Consider the following 24,688-nt stretch of genomic DNA (forward strand, 5'->3'; position numbering starts at 1 on the left):
CACATGAGGTGGAGCCACCAGTCGTTCGGGGCCACCATGTCGTTCCTGGGTCTGTACTTGCGCGTCATCGGCTTGCTGGCGCCGGAAAAGAAACTGGCCATCACCCTGGCGCTGGCAAATCTTGCGCTGGCTGGCGTATTTTTTCTCGAACCGGTGTTGTTCGGTCGCGTAGTGGATGCTCTGGGCAGCGCGCACGAAGGCGATGCGCCGCGCCTGATCGCGCTATGGGCGGGCGTGGGTTTCGCCGGCGTGCTGGCGAACGTGTGGGTGTCGTTACACGCGGACCGGCTGGCGCATCGGCGACGGCTCGCCGCCATCGCACTGTTCTTCGAACACGCCGCGTCCATGCCCATGTCGTTCCACGGCGAATATCACACCGGACGTCTGTCGCGCATCATGAACGTGGGCGTGAGCAACCTGTTCAATCTCTGGCTGAGCTTCTTCCGCGAACATCTCGCCACCCTGCTTTCCATCTTCGTGATGGTGCCGGTGGCGCTTTGGATCAACTGGAAGCTGGCGCTGCTGATGATTGCGCTGCTGCTGTGCTTTTCCATCTTCAACGCCGTGGCCGTGCAGCGCACGCACAAGGCGCAGGGCGAAGTGGAAGAGTTGCACCACGAGATCGCCACGCGCGCAGGCGATGTGTTCGGCAACGTGACGGTGGTGCAGAGCTTCACTCGACTTGCGGCCGAATCGCGCGCCCTGCATGAACTGATGACGCGCACGCTCAATGCGCAATATCCGGTGCTGCGCGGATGGGCGATCCTGTCGGTACTCAATCGCGCCGCAAGCACGCTGACCATCGTGGCGATCTTTGCGGTGGGTGCGGCACTGCATTCGCGTGGCGAGATCAGCGTGGGCGGCATCGTCAGCTTCGTGGGCTTCTCCATGCTGCTGATCGGACGACTGGAACAGTTCGCCACCTTCCTCTCGAACCTGTTCTTCCAGTCGCAGTCGCTGCGTGACTTCTTCACCGTACTCGATCGCAAATCGGAGATCGCCGATCGCCCCGGCGCGCTCGCCCTGCCCCGTGTGCGAGGCGAGGTGGTGTTCGAGGACGTCAGCTTTGGCTACGACCCCGTGCAGCCGGCATTGCATGGTTTGAATTTCCGCGCGCCACCCGGCAGCACCATCGCGCTCGTCGGCCCCACGGGCGCCGGCAAGAGCACGGCGCTGAGCCTGCTGTATCGCGCCTACGATCCCAGCGAAGGGCGTGTGACGGTGGATGGACACGACGTTCGCGATGTAACGCTGGAATCGCTGCGGCAGAACATCGGCGTGGTGTTCCAGGACGCAGGCATGTTTTACCGCTCGATCCTGGACAACCTGCGCGTGGGCAACCCCGAAGCGGAACCGGACCAGATCGAGGCCGCCGTTGCAGCCGCGGAAGCTGCGGCGTTCATCGCACGCAAACCGGAGGGACTGGAAACGCTGGTGGCCGAGCGCGGCCGATCACTCTCTGGCGGCGAGCGGCAGCGCCTGGCGATTGCGCGCGCCATGCTGAAGGACGCGCCGATCTTGATCCTCGACGAAGCCACCAGCGCGCTCGACAACGCCACAGAGGCGCGCATCCAGCGCGCGCTGGACCGGCTCACCATCGGCCGGACCACCTTCGTCATTGCGCATCGCCTATCGACGGTGCGTAACGCTGATCTCATCCTCGTGCTCGATCAGGGGCAATTGGTGGAACAGGGCCGCTATGCCGAATTGATCGCACAAGACGGGCTTTTCGCCCGCCTCGCGCAGGAAGGCCAGTTCGCGCCCGATGCGCCGTCCGGCGAATGATCGACCCCGGAAGCACTTAGCGGTCTGTGCGCTTCTGCTCGTTGAAGATCGCCGAAGCCAGCATCGAAGCCTCATCGCGAGCCTGGATGACGCGGCCGTCAGTGAGGCGAACGTGCGAACGAATGCCAACACCCGTTGCCAATTCAATCTCGCGAATGTCACTGATGTGAGCGGATGCCACAAAATGCTTGCGACCAGCATGGTCTGTAATTTCGATCATCGAACTGCCCCCATTGCAAATAATGCGTGTTGGTGGCTTGAAGCGCCGCCGAACCCACCCATGGAAATGCACAGGACTCGGTCGGCGGGAATCAAACACGGGAGCCAAATATAGCGACGCCTTTGTCTGAAAAAGGCAGCTTAAGTCTTGCGCGCATGTCAGGAATCGCGCAGTTCATTTACAAACGTGTACCCGTTCCCACTTCGCCGCACACAGCGGCGAAGCGTCATCCGTGCTTGCGGAAATACACCCAGGCAATGACGGCAAGGATCACCGCTGGCAGTAGGTTCGCCACCAGCGGCGGCACGCCGTACACCGTGCCGAAGTTCACCATCGCCTTCTGCAGGAAATACCAGCCGATGGCCAGCAGCATGCCGATGAACATGCGCTTGCCCAAGCCGCCAGAGCGCAGCGTGCCGAACGAGAACGGCATGGCCAGCAGCACCAGCACCAGCACGTTGAGCGGATACAGCGCGCGCGTCCAGAACGCCGAGGCATACACGCCGGGGTTCTGGCCGTTCTGCTCGAGGTAGGCGATGTTGCGTCGCAGGTCGCGCATGGGCAGGTATTGCGGCTGGATTACCGACTGCTCCAGCACCTGCGGGTTGAGCTTGGAATCCCAGGTCTGGCTGTCGGCCGTGCTGGAGTGCGTGCCGGCATCGTCGATGGTGGTGCTGCGCACCTTGCTCATCACCCACTGGCGACCGTCATGCTCGGCCGTCTGCGCCCAGTCGAAACGCTTCACCTGGCCGTCCGGCGTGAGCGTGAACACGCGCACGTCGTGCAACTGCACGCTGCTGTGCGTGGCGGTGTGTTTGGCCATCCATCCCTTGGCGTTGATGACGCGATCGCCATCGCGCGCCCACAGGCCGGACTCGCCGCCCAGTCCCACGTTGTTGGACTTCAGGCGCAACTGCATGGCCTGCGCCTGCTGGTCGCCCCAGGGCGCCGCGGTTTCGCCAAGAATCACCACGCCCACCACGAGAATCGCCACCACGCCCACGGCCGACGCCGCAATGCGCAGCTTGGACAGGCCGCACGCGCGCAACGCGGTGAGTTCGTTGGTGGCGGCAAGGCCACCCAGGCCCAGCAGGCCGCCGATCAACGCCGCGTTGCCGAACATCTCGTACAGGCGCCGCGGGAACGTGACCAGCACGTACACCACCGCATTGGTCACCGTGTAGCCGTTCTTGCCCACGTTGCCGAGCTGGCGCAGGAACTGGAACACCGCGTCGAGGCCAGTGATCACCAGCCACACGGTGAGCATGGCGCCCAGCACGGTGGTGCCGACCAGCCAGTCGACGCGACGGATACGCAGGGCGGACATCATGCAGCCGCCTTGCGCGGTTTACGCGGCGAGTACTGGTTCTGGAACATGCGTGCCGCGATGGCGAGCACCATCAGGGTCACCATCCACATCGGGAACGAATGGTGCCAGTGGCCCTTGACGATCTGGCCGCGGCAGATGGCCAGCAGCAGGTAGTAGAAGTAGAACGTGAGAATGGCCAGGAACATGCGGCCAAAGCGCGGTTCGCGCGGACTCTGGCGCGACAGCGGCAACGCCAGCGCCAGCAGCACCAGTGTCATCGCCGGCGCGATGGTGCGCCAGGCGAACTCGGCGCGCGTGTCCGGATTGTCGGTGCGCAACAACTGCGCAAGCGTCATCGAATGGGCGGGATCTTCGGCATCGTCGTCGGACTGGATGCTGTCCAGCGAGGCATCGTTGCGCTCGTACTTCATCTTGCGCCAGTTGTCCGCGCCCAATGGGATGTCGTACTGGAAACCGTTCCACAACGCGAGGAAGCGGCCGCTGCCGTCGGTTTCCTGATACAGCTGGCCGTGCTTTCCGGTGACCAGCTTGATGTGCGGCACGTTGTCGTGACCCATGCGTTCGGTGGCAATGAAGGTATTGCCCAGCGTGCTGCCGTCGCGGCTCAGCTCGTCGACGAAGATGATGCCGCCCTTGCCCGGCAGCGGCGTGAAGCGCCCCGCGTCCAGGCCCGCGGCGATCACCGAGCGATTGGCCGCAGCCACCAGCTGGTCGGACGTGCGCGCGGCCCACGGCCCCAGCCACAAGCCCACGATGCCGACCAGGATGGCCAACACCACGGCAAGGATGGTCACCGGACGAAGCAGCCCGTCGGGGCCCATGCCCGAGGACGCCAGCACATGCATCTCGCTCTCGCGATACATGCGACCCAGCCCGTTGAGCACGCCCAGGAAGGCCGCCAGCGGCAGCAGCGTGGACAGGCCGTCGAGCATGTTCAGGCCCAGCACCTGGAACATCACGCTGGCCGGGAAGCTGCCGTTCGCCACCTGCTGCAGAACGTGCGCAAACGAGGTGCCGGCCATGACGGCCAGCAGCACGATGGCGGTAGCGGCAACGGTTTGCGCCAGCTCACGCAGGAAATAACGATCGAGGATGCTCAGAACCGGGCCTCAGGCATGCATGAACCCGCGCGGCCTGCGCGGGAGGAGAAACGACTGTGAAGTGTACGGGCTGGAGGGACAGTTTCTCGACATGCGATAAGATGAAAGGCTTGGCGCCGCCCCTTCCCGGGCGCGGCAAACCCCAAGTCTAGCCTGTCCGGGCCTTTCCGGACCTTTCCGCAGGACATTTCCATGACTCTCCAGTTCAGCCTTGGCTCCGCCGCTCCCGAATCCGTCGAAACCCCTTGCGTGGTCGTCGGCGTCTATGAGAACGGCGTATTCACCAGTGCGGCCGCCCGTGTGGACACCGCGGCGCACGGCGCCATCAAGCGCCAGGTGGAAAGCGGGGACATCAACGGCAAGGCCGGCACCACGGCCGTGCTGTTTGCGCCGGAGGGCGTGGCAGCCAAGCGCGTGCTGGTGGTGGGTCTGGGAACGCAGAAGACGTTCGACGGTGCACGCTATCAGAAGATAAACATCGAAGCCGCGCGCGCGCTGGGCCGCCTGCCGGTGGACAGCGCCGTCTCCTACCTCACCGACGTGGACGTTCCCGGCCACGACGCCAGCTGGCGCGTGCGCACCGCGGCCCTCGCCGCCGACTACGCCGCCTACCGCTACACCGCCACCTTCAAGCCGCGCGAGAAGGCCGCGCAGCCGGAGCTGGCCGCCATCGCATTCGCCGGTGGTGACGACGCCGCTGCCGGCCTCGCGCAGGCCGCCGCCATCGCCGAAGGCGTGCGCTTCGCCCGCGAGCTGGCCAACCTTCCGCCGAACATCTGCAACCCGGCCTACATCGCTACGCAGGCCGAACAGTTCGCCGCCCAGCACGACAAGGTGAGCTGCAACGTGCTCGACGAGGAGAAGATGGGCGAACTCGGCTTCGGCTCGCTGCTGGCCGTGGGCCGTGGCTCGGCCAACAAGCCCAAGCTCGTCATCCTCGACTACAAGGGCGGCAATGAAGGCGACAAGCCATACGCGTTCGTCGGCAAGGGCATCACGTTCGATACGGGCGGCATCAGCCTCAAGCCGGGCCCGGGCATGGAAGAGATGAAGTTCGACATGGGCGGCGCCGCCGGCGTGCTCGGCAGTTTCGTGGCCGCCGTGAAGCTCGGCCTGCCGGTAAACCTGGTGTGCGTGGTGCCGGCCGTCGAGAACATGCCCGACGGCGACAGCTACCGCCCCAGCGACGTGCTCACCAGCCTCTCCGGCCTGACCATCGAAGTGCTCAACACCGACGCCGAAGGCCGCCTGATCCTGTGCGATGCGCTCACCTACACCGCGCAGACCTTCCAGCCGAAGGTGCTGATCGACGCCGCCACGCTCACCGGTGCCTGCGTCATCGCGCTGGGCAAGCACGCCAGCGGCTTGATGAGCAAGCACGACGACCTCGCTGCCGAGCTGATTGCCGCCGGCGAATCCACGCTCGATCGCGCATGGCGCCTGCCGCTGTGGGACGACTACCAGGTGCAGCTGGAATCGGGCTTTGCGGACGTCGCCAACATCGGCGGCAAGAACGCCGGCGCCATCACGGCCGGTTGCTTCCTGGCGCGCTTCACCGAAGGCCAGCGCTGGGCGCATCTGGACATCGCCGGCACCGCGTGGGACGAAGGCCGCAAGGGTCTCGCCACCGGCCGCCCGGTGTCGCTGCTGGTGCAGTGGCTGATCGATCAGGCAGCTAAGTAAGCTCCAGAAGTAAGAGGTGAGGAGTGAGAGTGGGCAACGCCGTCTTCTTTCATTTCATGGGTCGCATGCGCTTCTCGCCGAATCGTCAGAGCAGAAAGCAGTAACTTCAGGCGAGAGATGGCACAACCGCCTCTCTCGCTACTCACTCCTCTCCACTCGCCCCTCACCCCTATGCCTCGCGCCGACTTCTACCTGATCGACAAGCCGCGCTTCCGCGAGCAACCGCTGTTGCTCGTCTGCGAACTGGCCAAGCGTGCCTATGCCGCACAGCAGCCCACGCTGGTGCTGGCGCGCGATTTCGCGCAGGCGGAAGCCATTGAAGAGCTGTTGTGGGAATTCGACGAGGACGGCTTCATCACGCACCAGCTCGCCGGCGACGATGACGATCACATCAATGCCGTGCTGATCGTGCCGCCCGGCATCGACACGCCCGATCGCCCGATGGTGATCAACCTGCGCGAAGAATGCGCGCCAGGCAACTACGACCGCGTGCTGGAAGTGGTGGCCGCCGATCCCGCGGAACGCGAGGGTTCGCGCACGCGCTGGACCGAATACAAGCGTCTGGGCTTCGACGTGACCAAGCACGACATGTAACGGCGCGCCGCTCTCGTGCGGCGCCGTGACAACGCTGGCGATCAGCCATCAACGGACATGTGCGACGCAACCAACTGCGTATTGATCGCGTCCTGTAGCTGCTCGCCGGTGAGCGGCTTGCGCAGGAAACCATCCATGCCGGCCTCGCGTGCACGCGCTTCCTCATCGCCACCCGAACGCGCCGTGATGGCCACGATGGGAATGCGCTGACCGGATTCCTCGCGCTGTCGAATGAGCCGGGCGATCTGGAAACCATCGATGCCCGGCAGATCGAGATCCAGCAGGATCACATCGCACGATGCCTGCGCCAGTTCCGCCAGTGCGGCGAGGCCATTGCCGACGTAACGCACGTCGTGGCCCTCCCGTTCGAGCAGGCCACGGATCACCGCAGCAACAATGGCGTCGTCTTCCACCAGCAGGATGCGCAGCGGTGGCGCGTCGATGCCCTGCGCTCGCTGCGCGGCAGCGGCCACGGGTTCGTGCGTCACCGGCAAGGGCAGGCGCACGTGGAAGGTGCTGCCGAAGGCGACTTTCGATTCCAGTTCGACGCTGCCGCCCATCATCGCCACGAGTTCCCGACAGATGGCCAGGCCCAGGCCGCTGCCCGCGCGACGCTGCGGACCGATGACCTGCTCGAAGCGCTGGAACAGCCGCGCCTGGCTCGCTTCGGGGATGCCCGGGCCGGTGTCGATCACGCTGAAGCGCAGGCCGTCGTCGGTGCGACGCACGCGCAAGGTCACGCCACCGCGTTCGGTGAACTTCAACGCATTGTTGGCGAGGTTGAGCAGCACCTGCTTGATGCGCAATGCGTCGCCGATCATGCGCGCCGGCAGGTCGGCCGGCATGTCCAGATCGAAACGCAGGCCCTTGGCGCGTGCCTGGCCGAGTTCGAGTTTCGCCACGTCCTCCACCAAGGTGCGCGGATCGAATGGCGCGTTGTCCAGTTCCAGCTTGCCCGCCTCGATGCGCGCCAGATCCAGTGCGTCGTTCACGAGCTTCAGCAGCATGCCGCCCGAACGCTGCATCGCTTCGGCGTAATCGCGCTGCGCGCGGCTGAGCGGCGTACTGAGCAGGAGTTCGGCCATGCCCATCACGCCGGTCATGGGCGTGCGTATCTCGTGGCTCAGCGTGGCAAGGAATTGCGTCTTGGCCGCGCTGGCCTGCTCGGCCAGGCGACTGCGCTGCTCGGCCAGTTGAATCTGATGCCGCTCGGCGAGTCGCCGGCGCCAGGCCTGCAACGCCAGCCACGCCAACAGCACGGCGAGCAACACATACGCACACCATGCCCACCAACGCATCCATGGCGGCGCCTGCACGTGGATCTGCAAGGGCTGCGGCAGTTGCGTCCATACGCCGTCCGCGCCGGCGGCCATCACTTCCAGCTTGTAGTCGCCGCGCGGCAATCCGGTGAGGTCGCGCTCGCCGTGACCGCCCGTGTCCACCCAGGCGTTGTCGAGTCCGGCAAGGCGGAACCGGTAGCGGTTCGCCGCCGGATCGACATAGGAAAACACGCGCGAATCCACCGTGAGGCCCGAATCGCGCCAGCCAATGGAAAGACGGCCCGACGCCGGAATCGGAAGCTCGTGCAAGGCGCCCTCACGACGCACGCTGATGCGCGTGAGCGCGAGGCGCGGCGGTTCGGTGGAGCGCCATACGCGGTTGGGATTGAAGCCCATCACGCCACCCAGGGTGGGCGAGTAGATCATGCCGTTGGTCATGCGGCTGTAGCCGCGCAGGAATTCGCCGTTGCTCAAGCCGTCCTGCAGGCCGAGCTGGCGAAATTGCGCCGTAGCCGGATCGAAACGCCACAGGCCGTCGCGACCGAAGATCCATACGCGTTGATGCTCGTCGACGGCAAGATCGACCACGTTGACTGATGGCCAGCCGCGCGTGGCGTCGATCTTGCGATCGAGCACCAGGCCGCCGTCGCCATAGTGGTAATGCTCCAGTCCATCGGGACGCGCCATCCACATGCCGTCGTCGGTGAAATCGAACGCATCCACCGCCTGGCGATTGTCCACGCCGGGCACCGGTTCAAAATGATCGTGCGTGCGATCCAAGCGCAGCATGCCGCCGTCGCTGGCGTACCAGAACGTGCCGTCCTTGAGCGTGAGCTGGCTGCCCCAGCGCGCTTTTTCCTGCGCGGGCTGCACCGGCACGGGCGTCACGGCGAGCGTGTCCTGGTCCACGCGGAACAGGCCTTCACCGAAGCTTCGCGCGTAGAGCTTGCCGTCCGGGCCCACTTCCACCTCGAGCGGATGCTTCAGTCCGTGCGCATAGCCGTCCACCGCATCCAGCTTGCCGTTGGCGTAACGGAACAACGCGCCCTGCACGGTCACCCACAGGCGCGATTGCGCATCTTCGGTGAGGCCAAGCACGTCGCCGCGCAGGCCCGAGATCATGTGCTCCACTTTGCCCGAGGCCGGCCATAGCCGATCGACCCGGCCGCCGCGCTCACCCACCCACACGGCGCCCTCGCGACCGCGCGCCACGGCATAGGCCACCGAGTCGCGCAGGCTGTTGTCGTCATCAGGAATATGCGTGAAGCGGCTGACGCTGTCCCAACCCGGGGCGAGGTAACCCACACCGCCGTCGAACAACGCAATCCACAGGCCGCCTTCGCTGTCCGGACGGATGTGCCACACCCACGTGCCCGGCAAATTGCCGTAAAGCACCGGCTGATTGGTGACGGCCTCGATCCTCGCGCCATGCGCTTGCTTGAGGAAAAGGCCGTGCTGCGTGCCCACCCACAGGCGGCCCGCGCGGTCGCGCACGCTGCTGAGGATGTTGGTATCGGGAAGCTCGCTGGCGCCGACCTGCCGCGCTACGTCATCGCTGCCGATCACGAACAGGCCGTGCGATGACGCCACGCGAATCTCGTCGCCATCGCCCTCGATGCGCCACGCATCGAGCGACTTCCCAGGCGATTCGGTGGCGATGGGATGAAACTCGCCCGCCATGTCGCGACGGAACACGCCGTTGTCGCTGCCCACCCATAGCTGGCCGCGGGCATCCACGTAGAGCGAGCCCACCGTGCCCAACGCTTCAGGCGTATTGCCCATCACCTGGACGTGATCAAAGCCACGTCCGTCCTTGCGCATGCGGTCCAGGCCCAGCGCGGTGCCGATCCACATCGAGCCGTCGCCGGTTTGCGCAATCGACCATGCCTTGTCGCTGCCCAGGCTGGTCGGATCGTTCGCGTCGTGTCCCCAATGATGGAACGTGCCTGAGCGTTCGTCGTAACGGTTGAGGCCGGCCTCCAGGCCCGCGGCCCACAAGCGGCCGGCGCGATCGAACATCAGCGCCGAAATGCCGTTGTTGAACAAGGACTGGGGATCGCCCGCCATGTGGCGGAACACTTTGAAATTCACGCCGTCGTAGCGCGCGATACCGCTCTTGGTGCCGAACCACATCGAACCGTCCGGCGATTGCACCACGGTATAAACGCTGCTGCTCGGCAAGCCTTCGGCCGTGCCGAAGCGTCGGAACTGCGGCGTGGCGAGCGCGGCATTGTCGGAGGCCGGTGCTGCGGCCGCCACGGATGCCGTCGACGGCGCCACGGGCAAGGACGCCGCCACCGGCGTGGACGCGCCCATGGTCAGGACAACGCTGAGCAGCAAGCACGGCAACATGCACTTCCCCCGGAATCTTTCGATTTTGCCAGACCCTCCGTGCAGGGAGGAGCATGGCTTTTGGCCGACGTCACATGACGGGGCGGTGACGTTATCGGCCGGGAAACGATCCGTTTCAGTGCGACGGCTGGCGCGGCTCCAGCGGATCGTCCAGACTTCGCTCCATGCCAAGGTCATGCCGCCCCAGCCGCCTTCTGTTCGCCCTGCTGTGCGCCATGGCGCCGCTTGCCCCTGCAGCAGCCGCGTCCGCCACGTACACCTACGACACCACGCACAGCCAGATCCTTTTCAGCATCGACCACAACGGGTTCTCGCGCCCGTTCGGGCGACTGCATATAGCGAAAGGCTGGTTGCGTTTTGATCCGGATGACTGGACGCAATCCGCCACCGAACTGGACATCGACCTGGCCAGCCTGGACATGGGCGATGCGGAATGGAACGCGGCGGTGCTCAAGCCGGCCTATCTCGACGCGGAGAAGGCTCGCTATGCGCATTTCGCAAGTACTTCCGTGGAACGCAAGGACGACACGCATGGTGTGCTGCATGGCAACCTGACGCTGCGCGGCGTGACACATACCGTGGATATACCGTTCACCTTCAACCGGCACGGCACCACGATCTATGGCATGCATACCATTGCAGGCTTCTCTGGCACGGCGATGCTCAATCGTGACGATTACGGCATTACCGCAACGCCCAATTCCATCGGCCACGGCGTGAGCGTGTGGCTGGAACTGGAAGCCATCCAGGAAGACCAGGCCCATAGCAAGGAATCACCATGAGTTTTCGCAACACCGAGCACCAATGGGGATCGGTCGCCAAATTCTTTCACTGGACCATCGCGCTGCTGATCATCGGCAACGGCATCTTCGGGCTTTGCATGGATCTCGCCCACGGCCCCATGCAGCAGATCAACTGGCTCGCCCTGCACAAGTCGATCGGCCTCACCGTGCTGGCGCTGTTCCTGTTGCGCGTGCTGTGGCGCCTCGCCAATCGCCCGCCGCGGGACGAACCCACGCCGCGCTGGCAACACTACGTGGCACACGGCGTGCACACCACGCTTTACGCGCTGGTGGCGCTGCTGCCGCTAAGTGGCTGGTGGTTCAACTCCATTGCCGGCAAGCCGCTGCAGTTCTTCAAGCTGTTCAACCTGCCCGCGCTCACTGCCGCCAACGACGACACGCGCCGCCTGTGGCACAGCGTGCACGAGTACCTGTTCTGGTTCCTGGTGCTGCTGCTGGTGCTGCACGTCGCCGGCGCGGTGAAGCATCACCTGGTCGATCGCGACAACACTTTGCGGCGCATGCTCCCCTTTGCACGCGTGCGCCCGAACAACCAAGGAGAACGCTGATGAACCGCTTCGCGCTCAAACTCGCCGCACCGTTGCTGCTGGCCCTCGCCCTGCCCGGCCTCGCCAGCGCGGCCGACTACGCCGTGCAACCTGCCGGCAGCAAGCTCGGTTTCAGCGGCAGCTTCCAGGGACAGTCGTTCGACGGCACGTTCGGTACGTGGACCGCCGCCATCAGCTACGACGCAGCCAAGCTCGCCACCTCGAAGTTCGACGTGGAAGTGGACCTCGCCAGCGTGAAGACCGGCGACAAGGACCGTGACGGTGCCCTGCCCGGCTCGGACTTCTTCAACATCGCCAAGTTTCCCAAGGCGCACTTCGTCACCAGCGGCTTCCGCCAGAACGGTGCGCAAGTGATCGCCGACGGCAACCTCACGCTGCGCGGTGTGACCAAGCCGGTGAGTCTCAACGTGACATTCAAGCCGCAAGGCACGGGCGCCACCTTGGACGTCACCGGCAGCGTGAAGCGCCTCGACTTCGGCGTGGGCGGCGGCGACTACGCCGATACGTCGGTGATCGCCAATGACGTGAGGATCAACGCGCATCTGGTGCTCACTGCGAAGTAGACATACTCACCGAGAGGGCGCGTCACCTGCGCCCTCTTATGCGTGTGCGTCTGAACTAGCGGATGTATTTCGTGCAATCAGGCCGTTCAGCAACCCATCCCGTGCGGATACTAAAAACCCCGCTCACATAGGGTCGCGCCAGTTCCACACGATAGAAATAGCCATAGTTTTCGTATGGCGTATAGATGTATGTAACTTCCACAGGAAGGCTGTTGTTTCCTGGCAGGCTAACAACGGTGTGTTCGAAACGGGTATATCCAGTGGAGACATCCGTTCTGTCTCCGAACTGTCCGTCTTCCGATGTCACGCGGTTCTGCGCGCGCTGGATCTGCGAATAATAGTCTTCGGGAATTAAGACTTGGGCACCTGTCTGCGCCATTCCCGTTGAGGCTAACAAATACATTGACGCAAACAGCAATGCGCGAGCCCTCGCGCAACGTCGAAACGACGACATGCCATCTCTCCCTGATTCCCCATGCCGCCAATTGACGGTTGGTTAGAGAATGGTTCTCTGAAGAGCTTTGGCACCATCGGCAGACGTAATTTTTTGCGCCGGATTTGTGGCCCGCCATTGCGTAGGCAAATGCTGCCCGGGCCGCTGAAAAAGCTATTGCTGGACGCTAAACGGCCTGATTAAGAAGCGACGAAGAAGCGCCGTACGGCGTCTGCATCAAACGGCCAGTCCAGTTCGCGCCCGTCGTCGTTGTCGCGCAGCACGGGTACGCGGGTGCCATAGCGCGCCTCCAGTGTTTCATCGTCGTCCACCCATTGACTGTCGAAGTCGGGCGCGCGCGCTTCGGCCATCACGGCCAGCGCTTGGTCGCACAGGTGGCAATAGTCCCGCTGGAAAAGCACGTATCGCATTGGCATAGGGGCGGGAAGATACCTCGCGCCGCTGCCTGTGGGCGATGCCCTTCTTGATCGGACAGCCCGTAACGGTCCGGTTTCAGCCTTCTGCGGCATCTCGGGACAGCGGGAGACTTGGCAAATACAAATGATAATGACTATCATTTGCGTCAGAAGGGCCAAACGAGCCCTGCCGGACGCCATTCACGCCCCGGCCTTCCCGATATCACACAAGACCAAAGGCCATCCCGATGCCCTCTCTCGCCTCGCCTGCGCGACGCCCGTTGCCGTACCGCAACTTGGTATTGGCGCTGTCACTGGCACTGTCCGCGCCGCTGCTGCACGCCGAAGACGTGCCCGATTCGACCGACACCACCAAGGTGAAGAACCTGGAAGGCGTGCAGACGACCGCCACCGTGACCGGCGATGGCGACTCGTACACCACCAAGGCCACCGAAAGCGCCACGCGCCTGCCGCTGTCGCTGCGCGAGACGCCGCAGTCGGTGAGCGTGGTGACCGAGCAGCAGATGAAGGATTTCAACCTCACCAACATCAACGCGGTGCTGGACACTACCACCGGCGTGAACGTGGAACGCGTGGAAACCGATCGCACCTATTACAGCGCGCGTGGTTTCGACATCACCAATTTCCTCGTCGATGGCGTGGGCCTGCCGTTCGCCAACGGCGAGCAGGAAGGCGATATCGACACGGCGCTGTATCAACGCATCGAAGTGCTGCGCGGTGCCAACGGCCTGTTGTCGTTCACCGGCAATCCGTCGGCCACGATCAACTTCGTGCGCAAGCGTCCGACCGCCGATGCTGAAGGCAGCATCGGCCTCTCCGTGGGCAGCTGGGACAACCGCCGCCTGGATGTGGATCTGTCCGGTCCGCTCAACGATGCCAAGAGCGTACGCGGCCGCTTCATCGCTGCCGGCCAGGACACCGACAGCTATCTGGACCGCTACAACCTGCGCAAGCAGGTGCTCGGCGGTATCGTGGAAGCGGATCTGAGCAGCAGCACGCTGCTCAGCGCGGGCATCAGCTACCAGAAGAACAAGACGCACGGTGGCATGTGGGGCGCGCTGCCGCTGTACAACACCGACGGCACGCCGACCGACTACGACCGCGACACGAGCACATCGGCCGACTGGTCGCGCTGGAACGTGGCCGATACGCGAGCCTTCGTGGAACTCACCCAGCAACTGGGCAACGACTGGAGCATCAAGGCGTCGCTCAACTATCGCCGCATCGCCGAGGACAGCGAGCTGTTCTACGTGTACGGCACGCCGGATGCGCAAACGGGGCTGGGGCTGTATTCCTATCCGTCGGCCTATACCAGCAAGGAACGGCAGTACTTCGCCGACGTTTATGCCACCGGCCCGTTCGAACTCTTCAACCGCAAGCACGAACTGGTGCTCGGCGCGAACTGGGCCGAAGACAACGTGCATCAGTTGTCCGGTTACGGACAGGGCATCGGTACGCCGCTGCCGCCGCTTACCGAGTGGACCGGCGATTACCCGGAACCACCGTTCGATGCGTCGTACGGCAACGGCGATTTCCACATCAAGCGCAAGACGCTCTACGCCACGGCACGCTGGAACGTCGCCGATGCCCTCACGCTGATCACCGGCACCAGCGTCACTCACATCGAACAATACGGCGCGAACTACGGTGTGCCGAGCAACTACGAGAAGACGCAGAGCACGCCGTTCGCCGGTCTCGTCTACGACTTCGCGGAGCATTATTCGGCCTATGCGAGCTATGCGCAGTTGTTCAATCCACAGACGCTCACCGACATCAACAACAAGGTGCTCGATCCCGTCACCGGCGCCAACGTCGAAGTGGGTGTGAAGGGCGAGTGGTACGACGGACGTCTAAACGCCACGTTCGCGCTATTCCGCGCGCGGCAGGACGGCCTGGCCGATTACGCCGGCCACAACCTGGCGACTAACCAGGACTACTACACCGGCATCGACGCTACCTCGAAGGGTTACGAGTTCGACGTGAGCGGCCAGATCACCGACCACTGGCAGCTGAGCGGCGGCTACACGCAGCTGGGCATCACCGACCCCAACGGCAACAACGTACGCACCTACGTGCCGCGCCGCATGTTCCGCCTCGCCACCAGCTACCGCTTCGATGCACTGCCGGGCTTCAAGGTGGGTGGCACGCTACGCTGGCAGGACCGCATCTACCGCGACCAGCAGGACGTGGCGCTGGATGGCAGCGAGATCTTCACCACGCAGGGCTCGTACGCCGTGCTCGGCCTGATGGCCGGCTACGACTTCGGCCAGCACTGGAGCACCACGTTCAACATCGACAACGTGACCAACCGCAAGTACATCCCCAGCCTGTACTGGTCGCAGGGCTTCTACGCGGCGCCACGCAACTACATGTTGAACGTGCGGTATTCGTTCTGAGTGCACTCCACGGCTCGTCATTCCGGCTTTCGCTGGGATGGCGAGCAACGAGCAACATCGCCCTCCATACGCCCGCGCACCGTCGCATCGCTGCGGCGCGGCAACGCATGCCCGGCGTCACGCGTAGAATAGGTGGTTCTCCCCGCCCACTTCGCGTGTCTCCATGGCTGTCAGCGTTTTCGACCTGTTCAAGATCGGCATTGGTCCGTCCTCCTCGCATACCGTTGGCCCGATGCGCGCTGCCGCGCGGTTCGCCGAGCGATGGCTGGAAGAAAAAGGCGTGCTGGACCGCGTGGTGCGCGTGCGCGCGGAGCTGTACGGTTCGCTGGCGATGACCGGCCGTGGACACGGCACCGACAAGGCGGTGCTGCTGGGTTTCGAAGGTTCGCATCCGGATACGGTTGATCCCGACCACATTCCCGAGACGTTGCACCGCATCCGCACCACGCACCGCCTGCGCGTGCTGGGCAAGCACGAGATCGAGTTCGACGAAAAGCGCGACCTGGTGTTCAACAAGCGCCAGAAGCTGCCGTTCCATACCAACGGCATGCGTTTCTCCGCCTACGACGCCGAAGGCCACGAGCTGGCCACGCGCGATTACTACTCGGTCGGCGGCGGCTTCGTCGTGAACCACGACGAGGCCGCTGAAGACCGCATCGTGGCCGACACCACCGAGCAGCCCTATCCGTTCTCCTCGGGCGACGAGTTGCTGGCGCTTTGCGAGAAGAACCACCTCACCATCGCGCAGCTGATGATGGAAAACGAAAAGGTGTGGCGCAGCGAAGCGGAAACGCGCGCCGGCCTGCTCACCATTTGGAAGGCCATGCAGGATTGCGTGAACCGCGGCCTGCGTTCGCCGGGCGTGCTGCCGGGCGGCCTGAAGGTGACGCGTCGCGCGCCGCAGATGGCCGACGATTTGCGCTCGCAGCCGGAAGCCGCGCTCAAGGATCCGCTGACCATTCTCGATTGGGTGAACCTCTACGCGCTCGCCGTGAACGAGGAGAACGCCGCCGGTGGTCGCGTGGTCACCGCGCCGACCAATGGCGCGGCCGGCATCGTGCCGGCGGTGCTGCACTACTACCACCGCTTCTGCCCGAAGTCGGATGAGAAAGGCATCGTGGACTTCATGCTCACCGCGGGCGCCATCGGCATCCTGTACAAGGAAAACGCCTCGATTTCAGGCGCGGAAGTGGGCTGCCAGGGCGAAGTGGGCGTGGCCTGCTCGATGGCGGCCGGCGGCCTTACCGCCGCGCTGGGCGGCAACGTGCTGCAGGTGGAGAACGCCGCCGAAATCGGCATGGAGCACAACCTGGGCCTCACCTGCGATCCCATCGGCGGACTGGTGCAGATTCCGTGCATCGAGCGCAATGCCATGGCCTCGGTGAAGGCCATCAACGCCAGCCGCATGTCGCTCAAGAGCGACGGCAAGCATCGCGTCTCGCTCGACAAGGTGATCGCCACCATGCGCGACACCGGCCGCGACATGAAGGACAAGTACAAGGAAACCTCGCGCGGTGGTTTGGCGGTGAACGTCATCGAGTGCTGACGCGGCGGATTTGATCCAGCCACGCCGGATCGTTCAGATCCGTCATCCCAGCGGAGGCTGGGATCCAGTGACTTTCGCGTGCGTCAAATCCGAAGGCGCTGGATCCCGGCTTTCGCTGGGATGACGGCGAAAATCAGGCCGATGGCCATCTCTCGTCAGCCGGCCGGCGCCGATGCAGCGCCTGCCGCGGCGTCCACCCGCGCCTTCAACTGCGCCAGTTGCGTCGGCGTGAGTTTCGCCGAGGCCTTCGCTAAATAGTCCGCCGCGGTTTTGAGCTGCTGCTGATTGTCCATGCGCTGCGCCAGCGAGATCTCGTACCAGCCTTCGGCCGGGTTCTCGGCGATGCCTGTACCCGTTACATAGGCCACGCCCATCGCGTAATGGCCCAGCATTTCGTTGCTGGCCATCGCCTTGCGCGCAAGCGCCACGCCACGCGCAGCATCGACGGGCACGCTTTCCTTGCCGGTGATGAGGAAATACGCCAGCGTGCCCGCGGCCTTGGCGCTGCCGGCATCGGCGGCAGCCTGCAGCCAGCGCGCGCCGGCAGCGACATCGTGACGGCCGAACAGTCCGGTGATGTAGAACTGGCCCAGCGAGAGTTGCGCATCGACGTCGCCCTTCTGCGCCGCGGACGCGAGCAGCTTCTCGGCGAGGGCGACGTCCTTGGGCAAACCCATCTCACCGGACAGGCGCGCCATCGCCAGCACTTCCATGCCCTTGGACGAGCCCTTGTCGGCGGCTTTCTGCGCCCATTGCAGGGCTTCCTGCGTGCCGCCTGTCGCCAGCAATGCCACCGCAAGCACGGCCATGTGATCGGCGTTCTGGTCGATGGCGACGCTCTTGCGCATCCAGTCGATGGCGGTGGGTACATCACGCGTCACGCCCACGCCGGCCATGGTGGACGAGCCCAGCATCCAGGCACCGTCCGCGCTACCGGCCTGGGCGGCCTTGCGATACCACTCGGTGCCGGCGGCCTTGTCGGCAGCTACCCCGTCGTCCTGCAGCGCGCGGCCCAACGCTACTTGCGCCTGCACATCGCCGGCCTGGGCGCGCTTGGTCAACGCATCGCGGGTCGCATCGCCTGAAGCCGCCGTCGAAAGCGCGACCAGCGCCGCACCCATCACCACCAGCCACGTCGCACGGATCATGGTGCGCCACCCTCGGGGGAAGTCTCGATACTAGCGGTCCGCTCCGCTCACGCCAATTTGCCGTACGCCAGATCGCCGCCAGCTCGGCTGGCGACCCGTTTCAGTCGTCGATTCAATAACCTGGGTGCTGCGCTGCGCCACGGCTCGCAAGGCCGGGCGGGCTGACAGCTCCCTGACCGGTCTGTCATGATCCGCCCCTTGTGTCGCCCCTAGGGGCGGCCGCCATATGTGTCGCCCCGGGAGGCGGCCCGTCGATCCACTGACCTGGGGACCTGCATGTCTCAATCTCCGATCCGCCGCGACGTCGGCCCGTTCGCCCTCATGCTTACCGGCCTGGGCTCGATCATCGGCTCCGGCTGGCTGTTTGGCGCGTGGAAGGCCGCTGGCCTGGCCGGCCCTGGCGCCGTCTGGGCCTGGGTGCTGGGCGCCGCGATCATCATGACCATCGCGCTGACCTACGCCGAACTGGGCGCCATGTTTCCCGAGTCGGGCGGCATGGTGCGCTACAGCCACTACTCGCACGGTTCGCTGGTGGGCTTCATCGGCGCATGGGCCAACTGGATCGCCATCGTCTCGGTGATTCCGGTGGAAGCCGAGGCCTCGGTGCAGTACATGGCCTCGTGGCCGTGGAAGTGGGCGCAGGATCTCTACATGCACATGCCCGATGGCCACGGCGAACTGAGCCTGCCGGGCCTGTACATCGCTGCGGTGCTGGTGCTGATCTATTTCCTTGTGAACTTCTGGAGCGTGAAGCTGTTTGCGCGCTCCAACACGCTCATCACCACCTTCAAGCTGATCGTGCCGGCTGCCACGGGCCTGGCGCTGATCGCCAGCGGCTTCCATCGCGAGAACTTCTCGGTGGGCGTGAATGGCGACGCACACGCCATCGACTTCGCCGCCGTGCTCACCGCCGTGGCGACCGCGGGCATCGTCTTCAGCTTCAACGGTTTCCAGAGCCCGGTGAACCTGGCGGGCGAAGCGCGCAACCCGGGCAAGAGCATTCCGTTCGCGGTGATCGGCTCGATCCTGCTGGCCACCGTGGTGTACCTGATCCTGCAGGTGGCGTACCTGGGTTCGGTGCCGCCGGACATGCTGGCCAAGGCCGGCTGGCACGGCATCGATTTCCGTTCGCCGTTCGCCGAGCTCGCCATCATCGTCAACCTGCACTGGCTGGCGATGCTGCTGTACGTGGATGCGTTCATCAGCCCCAGCGGCACCGGCATGACCTACACCGCCACCACCGCACGCATGATCTACGGCATGGAGCGCAACGGCACGCTGCCGAAGATCCTGGGCAACGTGCATCCGAAGTGGGGCGTGCCGCGTCCGGCGATGTGGTTCAACCTCGTCGTGTCCTACCTGTTCCTGTTCCAGTTCCGCGGCTGGGGCACGCTGGCTGCAGTGATCTCGGTGGCCACGATCATTTCCTACCTCACCGGCCCGGTGAGCGCGATGACGCTGCGCCGCACCGCGCCCAACCTGCATCGCCCGCTGCGCATCGCCGGCCTGCCGATTCTCGCGGGCGTGGCCTTCATCATGGCGACCGAGCTGCTGTATTGGGCGCGTTGGCCGCTCACCGGCGAGATCATCCTGCTGATGGTGGTGGCGCTGCCGGTGTACCTGTACTACCAGGCCAAGCAGCAGTGGCATGACTTCGGCCGCCAGCTCAAGGGCGCGTGGTGGCTGATCTTCTACCTGCCCGTGCTGGCGCTGGTGTCGTGGCTGGGCAGCGTGGATTTCGGCGGCCAGGGCTACCTGCCTTACGGCATCGACCTGGTCGTGGTCGCCGTCATCGGCCTGGCGTTCTATATCTGGGGCGTGAAGTCCGGCTGGCGCACGCCGTCGGTGGAAGAGGCGGAAGCCAATCCGCACCGGCACGACTGATCGGCACGGATCGTTCCGTCAAAACAAAAAAGCGCGGCGAAAGCCACGCTTTTTTTTGTGGATTCACGTAGCGGGAAGGAACTACGCCAAGGCGAGCACGTCACCCAGCAACGCCTGCGCCGTCACTTCGGGACCCGCGCCAGGGCCCTGGATCACCAGCGGCTGCGAGTTGTAGCGCGTGGTGCTTAGCGCGAACTGGTTGTCGGTGCCGTAGAGGCGCGTGGCGGGATGATTCGCCGGCACTTCCACCAGGCCAACGCGTGCACGGCCGCGCTGGTTGAGGCGTGCAAGGAAACGCAGTGCACCGCCGCGTGCCTTGGCTTCGGCAAAACGTGCCGACAGTGGTTCGTCCAGTTCCTCAAGACGTGCGAGAAACGTTCCGACGTCCACGCCACGCAGGCTTTCCGGAACGAGGCTTTCCACTTCCACTTCGTCAGGGCGCAGTGCAAAGCCCGCGCAGCGCGCGAGGATCAGCAGCTTGCGCGCCACGTCTTCGCCGGACAGATCGCTGCGCGGATCGGGCTCGGTATAACCCAGTTCGCGTGCGCGACGCAGCAAGGCGGAGAACGGCTGGCTGCCGTCGTACTGATTGAACAGATACGAGAGCGAGCCGGAAAACACGCCTTCCAAAGTCAACAGCGCATCGCCGCAATGGCGCAGGCGACGCAAGGTGGAAATCACCGGCAGGCCCGCGCCCACGGTGGCCGAATCACCGTAACGGCCGCCTTGCGCCAAGGCCGCCTGCAACGCGCGCCAGCCCGGCAGATCGCCACCGGCGAGCGACTTGTTGGCAGTCACCACATGGTAGCCACGCGCAAGCCACTCGGCATGGCGCGATGCGAGCGTGCCGCAGGCCGTGGCGTCGATGATCACCTTCACCGAGGCATCATTGGCGTCGAGTGCTTCAAGCAAGGTGACGTCGTTGCGAACGTCGCCGTGCGTCTTGAGCTTCTCGCGCAAGGCGCGATCGGCCAGTTGCTCCGCCTGCGTCTGCTGGCGACGCGAGTTGGCTGCACCCACCAGGCGAATCGATGCGGCGGCGGGCGTATTGAGCAGCTTGAGGAAGGCGCCGCCCACCACGCCGGTGCCAAGCAGCACGGCGGCAATGGCGGGCGACGCCTGCGGTTTCGACGCGCTGACGCTTTCCGCTAGCACTGCGCTCATGCGAGCACCCGGCGTTTGGCATGGCTCACGGCGTCGGCGCGCAGCAGCGCGGCATCCAGATCGCGCAGCAGATCGTCGCCATCTTCGATGCCGACCGACAGACGCAGCAGCGTATCGGCGATGCCGGCCGCGCGACGCGCTTCCGGCGCCATGGCGGCGTGCGTCATCGACGCGGGATGCGCCACCAGACTTTCCACGCCGCCGAGCGATTCGGCCAGCGAGAAGTAGTGCAGTCCGTCGACGAAGGCGGCCACCTGGTCTTCGCCACCTTCCAGTTCAAAACTCAGCATGGCGCCAAAGCCCTGCTGCTGGCGCGAGGCGAGCGCGTGGCCAACATGGTGTTCGAGGCCGGGGTAATACACCTTGCGAACAGCCGCATGGCCGTCCAGACGCTCGGCGATGCGTACCGCGTTTTCCTGATGCTGGCGCAGGCGCACGTTCAAGGTGCGGAGACCACGCAAGGTGAGGAAGCTGTCGAACGGCGCACCGGTGAGGCCATTGCAGTTGCCCCACCACTTCAGCTGCTCGGCAACGGCGGCGTCACGCGCCACCACCGCGCCACCCACCACATCGCTGTGGCCGTTGATGTACTTGGTGGTGGAATGCACTACCACATCGGCGCCGAGCGCCAGCGGCAGCTGCAGGGCGGGCGAGAGGAAGGTGTTGTCCACCACCACCAGCGCGCCTACCGCGTGCGCGGCCTGCGCCACGTGACGGATGTCAGTGATGCGCAGCAGTGGGTTCGATGGCGTTTCCACCCACACCAGCGACGGCTTTTCCGCGAGGCCCTCGGCCAAGGCATGCGCGTTGGTGAGATCGACGAAGCGAATCTGGAAGCGACCCTTCTTTGCCCATGCATCCAGCAGACGCCAGGTGCCGCCGTAGCAATCGTGCGCGGCGAGCACCAGCGAGCCGGCCGGCACGAGCTCCAGCGCCAGCGCCACGGCCGCCATGCCACTGGCCGTGACCACGGCGCCCGCGCCCTGCTCCAGTTCGGCCAGCGCATCGCCCAGCAGGTCGCGCGTGGGATTGCCGCTGCGCGAATAGTCATAGGCGCGCTTGCCGCCCAGCCCGGTGAAGGCGTAGTTGGTGGACAGATGCAACGGCGGCACCACGGCGCCGTGCTGGGTGTCCGATTCGATGCCGGCGCGCACGGCGCGGGTAAAGGGGCTGGGGGTGTCGCTCATGGTGAATCTCCGTGCGTGATGCTAGTGAATTCGGGTCAACAACCGGCCAGCGCGTCGCGCAGCAACGGCGCGAGGCGGTCGGTTTCCTTGAGGAAGGCGTCGTGGCCGTAGGGCGACTCGACCACTTCGAGCGTGGCCGGGCCATGCAGGCGGCGCTGCAGTTCGCACAGGTCGGCCAGCGGCACCAGGCGATCGGACGGAAAGCCGATCAGCGTGGCGGGCGCAGCGACCTGCTCCGGCGTCACGTCGTGCAGGTCGATGGATTCGGACAGGGCGAGGAAGCGCTCCACGTCGAAACGCTCCACGAAGCGGCGGCCGGCGTGTTCGAGATAGTCCTCGACCGGGAAGTGAAAACGGCCATCGCGGTATTCCGGCGCGGCGGTGAAGCGCCGGGCGAATTCCTCGCTGCCGCGATAGGTGGTCATGGCCAGTTGGCGGGCCAGCGCCAGCGCCTGCTCGGCCTGGCCGCTTTCCAGCCCCAGCCGCACGATGCCGCGCTGCACCGAACGCTGCGCCGTGGCCAAGGGATGCGGGCGATGCGCCCCGGCCAGCAGCACCAGCCGACCCAGCGCGTACGGATGACGCGCCGCAAAGGCCAGCGCCACCATCGCGCCGTACGACGAACCAATGAAGGCGTGCACGCGGTTGATGCCCAGCGCTTCCACCAGGGCGGCGAGCGCGTCGGCCTGGTCCTCGCTGGACACGGCCTGCACGCCGTCCAGATCGGCCGGGGTGATCCAATCGATGGAGAGCACGCGGTAGCGGTCCAGATCGAGCGGCTGGCCGGCGCCCACCTGGGCCTGCCACCAGCCGGCGGCGGCTTCATCGTCCAGCGCCACCACGTCACGCGTGGCCGAGATGCCGCCCTGCACGATGACCGTGGGCGCATCCGGCGCGCCGCACCACAGGTAGCTCACTTCCAGCTCGCACGGCGCGCTGCCGTACTTGGGACGGATGACGAGGCGGCGGGTGCAGCGCTGGGTGGTGAGGTCCGGCCGCATGCTGCCGATGACCGCGGCGGGAGCGGACACGGCGGGCGGGACGGGTTGCGGCTGGCTGGACATCTGGCTCTTCTCCGGTCGGCATCGACCTGCGGACCGGAGGGAGAGAGCAAGGCACGACCGGCCTGGGGCGCGGCGGTGCTGGCTTGCCCTCATCTCGCGGCTTGCGCCCGAAGCGCCGCCGCAGGAATTGGCACCGTCGCGGAAGGATTCCGCAGGTTGCCCCGGCTTCAAAGGGCCTGTCCCTCCGCCGGTCTCGATGAGTAAAGGGGAATCTAACGACCGCCAGCCATCGTGTCAATAGACGTCTAAACGTCTATGCATCTAGCCATCGACACTTTTTGCGAAAACCGTGACGGTTACAGCTGTAACCACGGTTATCCTGCGCCTGGGCCGGCCTTGGCCCGGGCGCAGGCACCACCGTCACTGCTTGACGGCAACAAACGCCATGGAGCGGTTGCGCAGCTTGTCGTCGAAATGGACGTCCATCGTCTTTCCATCCGCGGATACGGTGGAGGTAAGCACGGCCACGACCTTGCCGTCGCGCTTGTCGGTTTCCACCATCGAATTCTTGCCGGTCTTCTTCACCGTCACGCTGTTGATGCCGGGGTCGCCCTTGTACGGCGCCTCGGTGCCGTCCAGCTTCGCCGCATAGGACTGGCCCGTCGGCGCGCTCATGTTGAGCATGCCGCCCTCTTCCTTGAAGGTGATCTCGGTGGCGTTCTCGGACATGTTGGCCATGCCGGCAGTGACCCACGAACCTGATATCGCATGCGCACCGACCGGCCCGGCGGCCACCTGTTTCAGGTCGGCACTGCCGGTGACCGGCGCGCCGCTGGAGTTGCTGCTGTCACTGAAGTCGACCTTTGCCATCTTGCCGTCGGGCGCCACGGTGGTGGTCGAGGTGGCGACGACCTTGCCACCCTTCTTGTCGGTTTCCTTGACGGTGCGCGCATCCACCACCTGGATGGCCATCGAATCGATGTAGGGATGGCCGGCGATCGCGTGATCCTGCCCATCGGCCTTGATGCTCACCGGCGGCACGCAGGTCTTGCAGTCGTAGGTGCCGTCCTTGAGCACCAGCACGTCGGGCTTCTTGGGCATCTGCACCTTGCTCATGTCGACCTTCCAGGTGCCGTCGAACGGCCCATCGGCCATGGCGGCAAGCGGAAGCAGCAGAAGCAGGCACAGGCCGGCGGAGAGTGGCTTGTTCATGGCATGACTCCCAGAGATT

At 65.0% G+C, this 24,688-nt stretch carries 20 protein-coding genes and 1 riboswitch; of the genes, 9 read left to right on the forward strand and 11 right to left on the reverse strand.

What is annotated here, in order from left to right; all coding sequences use genetic code 11:
- Window positions 1-36: 36 nt before the first annotated feature.
- On the forward strand, window positions 37-1,785 hold the full coding sequence (locus tag ABIC75_RS12100) for a glucan ABC transporter ATP-binding protein/ permease (RefSeq protein ID WP_354014105.1): 1,749 nt from the start codon (window positions 37-39) through the stop codon (window positions 1,783-1,785).
- Window positions 1,786-1,801: 16 nt separating this feature from the next.
- Here the strand turns inward: ABIC75_RS12100 and ABIC75_RS12105 are convergent, their stop codons facing one another.
- The 3 genes from ABIC75_RS12105 to lptF form a co-directional block, all read right to left on the reverse strand.
- Complete coding sequence (locus tag ABIC75_RS12105; RefSeq protein ID WP_354014106.1) at window positions 1,802-2,005, reverse strand: hypothetical protein; 204 nt, start codon at window positions 2,003-2,005, stop codon at window positions 1,802-1,804.
- 226 nt (window positions 2,006-2,231) lie between these two features.
- Entirely contained in the window at window positions 2,232-3,332 is a 1,101-nt protein-coding gene (lptG, locus tag ABIC75_RS12110) for an LPS export ABC transporter permease LptG (protein ID WP_354014353.1), read from the reverse strand.
- A complete protein-coding gene (lptF, locus tag ABIC75_RS12115) occupies window positions 3,332-4,429 on the reverse strand; it encodes an LPS export ABC transporter permease LptF (protein ID WP_354014354.1) in 1,098 nt (365 codons plus the stop codon). Before lptF ends, lptG begins: the two co-directional genes overlap by 1 nt.
- Window positions 4,430-4,627: 198 nt before the next feature.
- On the opposite strand from lptF, the gene ABIC75_RS12120 reads away from it, so the two are divergent.
- The gene (locus ABIC75_RS12120) at window positions 4,628-6,118 is read left to right on the forward strand and encodes a leucyl aminopeptidase (protein WP_354014107.1); all 1,491 of its coding nucleotides are present in this window, start codon (window positions 4,628-4,630) and stop codon (window positions 6,116-6,118) included.
- A gap of 171 nt (window positions 6,119-6,289) precedes the next feature.
- Window positions 6,290-6,712: a DNA polymerase III subunit chi gene (locus tag ABIC75_RS12125; protein ID WP_354014108.1), complete on the forward strand. Its 423-nt coding sequence runs from the start codon at window positions 6,290-6,292 to the stop codon at window positions 6,710-6,712.
- A gap of 41 nt (window positions 6,713-6,753) precedes the next feature.
- On the opposite strand, the gene ABIC75_RS12130 is transcribed toward ABIC75_RS12125, so the two are convergent.
- Window positions 6,754-10,344 (reverse strand): hybrid sensor histidine kinase/response regulator, encoded by a 3,591-nt coding sequence (locus tag ABIC75_RS12130; RefSeq protein WP_354014109.1) that lies wholly within the window; start codon window positions 10,342-10,344, stop codon window positions 6,754-6,756.
- 164 nt (window positions 10,345-10,508) lie between these two features.
- Here ABIC75_RS12130 and ABIC75_RS12135 point away from each other — a divergent pair, with 164 nt between their 5' ends.
- The 3 genes from ABIC75_RS12135 to ABIC75_RS12145 are packed head-to-tail and all read left to right on the forward strand — an operon-like array spanning window position 10,509 to window position 12,258.
- Complete coding sequence (locus tag ABIC75_RS12135) at window positions 10,509-11,126, forward strand: YceI family protein (RefSeq protein ID WP_354014110.1); 618 nt, start codon at window positions 10,509-10,511, stop codon at window positions 11,124-11,126.
- Window positions 11,123-11,695 carry a cytochrome b gene (locus ABIC75_RS12140; protein ID WP_354014111.1) on the forward strand — a complete coding sequence of 191 codons (573 nt, stop codon included), beginning with the start codon at window positions 11,123-11,125 and terminating at the stop codon, window positions 11,693-11,695. The genes ABIC75_RS12135 and ABIC75_RS12140 overlap by 4 nt, the downstream gene beginning before the upstream one ends.
- Entirely contained in the window at window positions 11,695-12,258 is a 564-nt protein-coding gene (locus tag ABIC75_RS12145; protein WP_354014112.1) for a YceI family protein, read from the forward strand. The genes ABIC75_RS12140 and ABIC75_RS12145 overlap by 1 nt, the downstream gene beginning before the upstream one ends.
- Before the next feature lie 55 nt (window positions 12,259-12,313).
- On the opposite strand, the gene ABIC75_RS12150 is transcribed toward ABIC75_RS12145, so the two are convergent.
- Together ABIC75_RS12150 and ABIC75_RS12155 are read right to left on the reverse strand one after the other, a co-directional pair.
- Complete coding sequence (locus ABIC75_RS12150) at window positions 12,314-12,712, reverse strand: hypothetical protein (RefSeq protein ID WP_354014113.1); 399 nt, start codon at window positions 12,710-12,712, stop codon at window positions 12,314-12,316.
- Window positions 12,713-12,891: 179 nt separating this feature from the next.
- Window positions 12,892-13,122 (reverse strand): glutaredoxin family protein, encoded by a 231-nt coding sequence (locus ABIC75_RS12155; RefSeq protein ID WP_436407913.1) that lies wholly within the window; start codon window positions 13,120-13,122, stop codon window positions 12,892-12,894.
- 233 nt (window positions 13,123-13,355) lie between these two features.
- Here ABIC75_RS12155 and ABIC75_RS12160 point away from each other — a divergent pair, with 233 nt between their 5' ends.
- Together ABIC75_RS12160 and ABIC75_RS12165 are read left to right on the forward strand one after the other, a co-directional pair.
- Window positions 13,356-15,524, forward strand: a complete 2,169-nt coding sequence (locus tag ABIC75_RS12160; protein ID WP_354014115.1) for a TonB-dependent siderophore receptor — start codon at window positions 13,356-13,358, stop codon at window positions 15,522-15,524.
- Window positions 15,525-15,687: 163 nt separating this feature from the next.
- Entirely contained in the window at window positions 15,688-17,070 is a 1,383-nt protein-coding gene (locus ABIC75_RS12165; protein ID WP_354014116.1) for an L-serine ammonia-lyase, read from the forward strand.
- Between the two features lie 155 nt (window positions 17,071-17,225).
- On the opposite strand, the gene ABIC75_RS12170 is transcribed toward ABIC75_RS12165, so the two are convergent.
- Entirely contained in the window at window positions 17,226-18,218 is a 993-nt protein-coding gene (locus tag ABIC75_RS12170; RefSeq protein WP_354014117.1) for a tetratricopeptide repeat protein, read from the reverse strand.
- A 276-nt stretch (window positions 18,219-18,494) separates the two neighbouring features.
- On the opposite strand from ABIC75_RS12170, the gene ABIC75_RS12175 reads away from it, so the two are divergent.
- Window positions 18,495-20,102 carry an APC family permease gene (locus tag ABIC75_RS12175; protein ID WP_354014118.1) on the forward strand — a complete coding sequence of 536 codons (1,608 nt, stop codon included), beginning with the start codon at window positions 18,495-18,497 and terminating at the stop codon, window positions 20,100-20,102.
- An 81-nt stretch (window positions 20,103-20,183) separates the two neighbouring features.
- Here ABIC75_RS12175 and ABIC75_RS12180 read toward each other — a convergent pair whose 3' ends face one another.
- The 4 genes from ABIC75_RS12180 to ABIC75_RS12195 all read right to left on the reverse strand — a co-directional run bounded on the left by ABIC75_RS12180 (window position 20,184) and on the right by ABIC75_RS12195 (window position 24,669).
- Complete coding sequence (locus ABIC75_RS12180) at window positions 20,184-21,266, reverse strand: homoserine dehydrogenase (RefSeq protein ID WP_354014119.1); 1,083 nt, start codon at window positions 21,264-21,266, stop codon at window positions 20,184-20,186.
- Entirely contained in the window at window positions 21,263-22,453 is a 1,191-nt protein-coding gene (gene metB / locus ABIC75_RS12185; RefSeq protein ID WP_354014120.1) for a cystathionine gamma-synthase, read from the reverse strand. Before metB ends, ABIC75_RS12180 begins: the two co-directional genes overlap by 4 nt.
- A gap of 35 nt (window positions 22,454-22,488) precedes the next feature.
- Complete coding sequence (metX, locus tag ABIC75_RS12190; RefSeq protein WP_354014121.1) at window positions 22,489-23,517, reverse strand: homoserine O-succinyltransferase MetX; 1,029 nt, start codon at window positions 23,515-23,517, stop codon at window positions 22,489-22,491.
- Window positions 23,518-23,603: 86 nt separating this feature from the next.
- Window positions 23,604-23,720: riboswitch (SAM riboswitch) on the reverse strand.
- Window positions 23,721-23,877: 157 nt separating this feature from the next.
- Window positions 23,878-24,669 (reverse strand): hypothetical protein, encoded by a 792-nt coding sequence (locus tag ABIC75_RS12195; protein WP_354014122.1) that lies wholly within the window; start codon window positions 24,667-24,669, stop codon window positions 23,878-23,880.
- Between the last annotated feature and the right edge of the window lie 19 nt (window positions 24,670-24,688).

It is taken from the genome of Dyella japonica (genome assembly GCF_040545895.1).
Taxonomy (GTDB): domain Bacteria; phylum Pseudomonadota; class Gammaproteobacteria; order Xanthomonadales; family Rhodanobacteraceae; genus Dyella; species Dyella japonica_D.